The sequence below is a fragment of the Chitinivibrionales bacterium genome (genome assembly GCA_014728215.1).
Lineage (GTDB): Bacteria > Fibrobacterota > Chitinivibrionia > Chitinivibrionales > WJKA01 > WJKA01.
Genome location: WJLZ01000109.1, coordinates 1 through 2,973, shown reverse-complemented (window position 1 = coordinate 2,973; position 2,973 = coordinate 1). Strand labels below are relative to the sequence as shown.

2 protein-coding genes are annotated in these 2,973 nt (G+C 42.2%); one reads left to right on the top strand and one right to left on the bottom strand.

The genetic code is table 11. The features are described from left to right. Nucleotides 1-2,135 precede the first annotated feature (2,135 nt). A complete protein-coding gene (locus GF401_08150; GenBank protein MBD3345018.1) occupies nucleotides 2,136-2,687 on the top strand; it encodes a hypothetical protein in 552 nt (183 codons plus the stop codon). 61 nt (nucleotides 2,688-2,748) lie between these two features. Here GF401_08150 and GF401_08145 read toward each other — a convergent pair whose 3' ends face one another. After that, nucleotides 2,749-2,952 carry a hypothetical protein gene (locus GF401_08145; GenBank protein MBD3345017.1) on the bottom strand — a complete coding sequence of 68 codons (204 nt, stop codon included), beginning with the start codon at nucleotides 2,950-2,952 and terminating at the stop codon, nucleotides 2,749-2,751. Nucleotides 2,953-2,973 lie beyond the last annotated feature (21 nt).

Genomic DNA, 2,973 nt, shown 5'->3' with positions numbered 1-2,973 from the left:
GACACATCAGATGAAGACATCATTGCTCGACGGACTGTTAAGGATGATGCCGTTTCGGGAGACCAGAAATTGACCCTGGCGTTCAGCGGATTAACAAAAGGTGAAACATACGAATTGCTGCTGCGTCGCAATAACGAAGATTATTTAGTGATCGAACCTTTTAAATGGGAGCCTTCTGATGAAGAAACGGAAAGGCCCGCTGCAATTACCTTTAAAGCAGCTATTCGTGAGCTGGAATTATACCGAATGACAGTTGCAGGAACTCAAGAGGAAACCAGAAGCGAAAAGCTGCTGTTGCTTAAAAACCGATGGATGTATGTCTTTGCCAAAAAAGCTTCAGGCAATGATGCCGCATGGCTCGATGCCGAATACTGGTTTGACGGCAATGGTAAAGCTCATCCTGTTAATCTCAAGAAACACGTATCACAGGATACCAGGGAAGCTCATACTTCCGGAAGAGACACTGTCGATCTCAAGGCCCGGATAAACGGAGAATCCCTCAGACTTTACATTGGGGCATCGCCGTTTCAGCTCAACTGGAAACGCATAGAGGAATTATGCAACAATCCATCTGTTCGCTGCTATGATATTGGTACGCAATCGACCATGGGAACGATATGGCTTCCTGAGCGGCTTGACGCTCATCGTGATTTGCTTGAAATAGCAGGAGAAGCAGACCCCAATCTTGAAGGGATTGAAAAGGACACACTGCTGATTGGGGTGAGGGATTTGCTCAGCGGGGCCGACAATGCGAATAAAGAATTCAGCAAGGCACTCAATAGTTTTCTCGAAAAGCGTTTCGATACTTCTGTTAACGATGACGGCAAGGGCAATATTACCTTGCAGAATTCCGATCAACAGGCACGCTTTCAACTTGAGCAATTGACTGCCGGACTGGTAATCCATGCCTTAACCGGCGGCAGAGAAAATGCTACGTTAGATGAAAAATTGACCTGGAAATGCTTGAAAAATGATGGAAAAGATTTCAAGGCCTGGATAACAAACAAAATGCACGCGCATACACAGGCATATCAAAAAATGAAAACGCAGGTAGAAAAAATTGCCACCTGCTTGCAGGATTCCGGATGGGAAGGCGTTGAGCAGGATATTGCTGCCATGGATTCCAGCAAAGAGCAGAGCTTTACAGGATTTGATTACCTGTTCCGGTCAATCGATCGACTTGATGAAATCGATTTGGGAAGAGATCTTCTCATCAAGCATTTCAAAGGAAAACACCCTGTGTTAAATGAAGACAAAGGAATTATTGCTCTGGGAAGCGCTGTCCACAAAAATACCGATTCATACGCAAAGGTGATCAGTACAATAGCGAAAGTCTATGCCGCAGCACCTCGCATTGATGCAGCATTGAAGAAAAAGAGAATATTTAACCTGTTTGAAATGGGGCTTGATGTCAAACTGAATATTATCACCGAAAATATCAGCAGGAATGAATATCTGGACCAGTTTGATAATGCACTTTCCGGAAAAACCCTGGAGTTCGACCGTTTCGAAATTGATTTGGAATCTGCAGCTCATCTGAAAAACCTTGATGATTTTGATGCGGTTATGGATAAGTATGGGGCGGTGTTGGATGGGTTGAGTTTAGCGATTTTTCTTGCCAAAGCAACGCAAGGCAAAGTAAAAAAGGAAGACATTTACGATTCACTTAAATCTGCAGCTGCATTATTTGTCTTTGTAGGCAAATTACAACGATATTCAGGAACAAAGTTTGGCAACTTCGCGGCAAAAAAAGCTGGCCCTGCTGCAACTGTATTATTCTCTATTGGTGATGCAATAATTTGTGGTATCAAATCCTATGATGAATTTAAGACCAAAGATTTTGATGCCAGCGCGGCAAAAGCAACAAGTGTAGCCGGGAATTTATTAACAGCAGCAGGAACAATCCTATTGTTTTTTCCACCAGCTGCTCCAATTGGAGTCGCGGGAATAGCTCTGGGAACAGTGCTAACAACTGGTAGTAGTGCCTGGTATGGATTTGCAGACGATAATGAAATTACCTTTTTCTTGAAACGGTCCCCTTGGGGAATTGAAAGCGAATATTCACAATCAATTAAAGGGTTAGTAAATAATAGAGATGCATATTTAAATTTCTTAGAAATAGAGGCTGCTAAAAAATGACTGATATACCTATTAATATTCAAGAAAATATTAAAGAATATGAAGATTGCCTGGCAATAAAAGCTCCTGAGAAAGGAAGATTATGGCCGATCCTCATTTCGGGAGCAATATTTGCACTTACATTCTACAGTCTGACAATTACTATTTACAGATCGATAAACAATATAATAGAATTTAATATAGCCAGCATTGCAGTCATGGGCATAATAGCTGCAGCTTTTGGCTTTGTTTTCATAAAATTTTTGTATGATTTAAAAACGACAACAGAAGTCCTATTATTTCCCGACCAGCAAAAAATAGTCCTCCGCCGCGAACGCACCAAACGGGTAATTTCCGAGCACTCAATCGATGACATTGAAATCAAAGTTGAAAACGTCCACCACGAAGATCCTTCACGCACGCCCATGCGGTGGTTTACTCTGTTCGATACCAATCGACAAAAACAGATCTTTGCTGTGCGCACAGCCGGGCAGGGCGGGGAAACTATTGACACCGCAACACTGATTGATTTTTTTAATGAGGTGATGGGGAAGAAAGATAATGTTTGAAATACAGGAAGACGGCTTGGTGCATTCCCGACGCTGAAACTTTGACTTTCAGAAAAACAGATCACTCACGAATGATCGCTTCAGGACTGCGGATTTTTATCATTGATAATCTGATTTCACCCTTAAAGAAAAACGGATATGAGCTTTCAAAAAGTGTTGGTGCGCTAACAATATATTTCGGCAAACTGAAGTACTTCAAAGGCACCAAGTTCGCCGCAGTTACCAAGAAAGCAAATCCAGTTGTAACCGTTTTCTTTTCATCCATTGATGCGGCGCTCTGTTACCG

What these genes read in the sequence shown, in the direction of transcription:
- GF401_08150 (MBD3345018.1), top strand. Translation starts at nt 2,136, where the DNA reads ATGACTGATATACCTATTAATATTCAAGAAAATATTAAAGAATATGAA.
- GF401_08145 (MBD3345017.1), bottom strand. Translation starts at nt 2,952, where the DNA reads ATGGATGAAAAGAAAACGGTTACAACTGGATTTGCTTTCTTGGTAACT.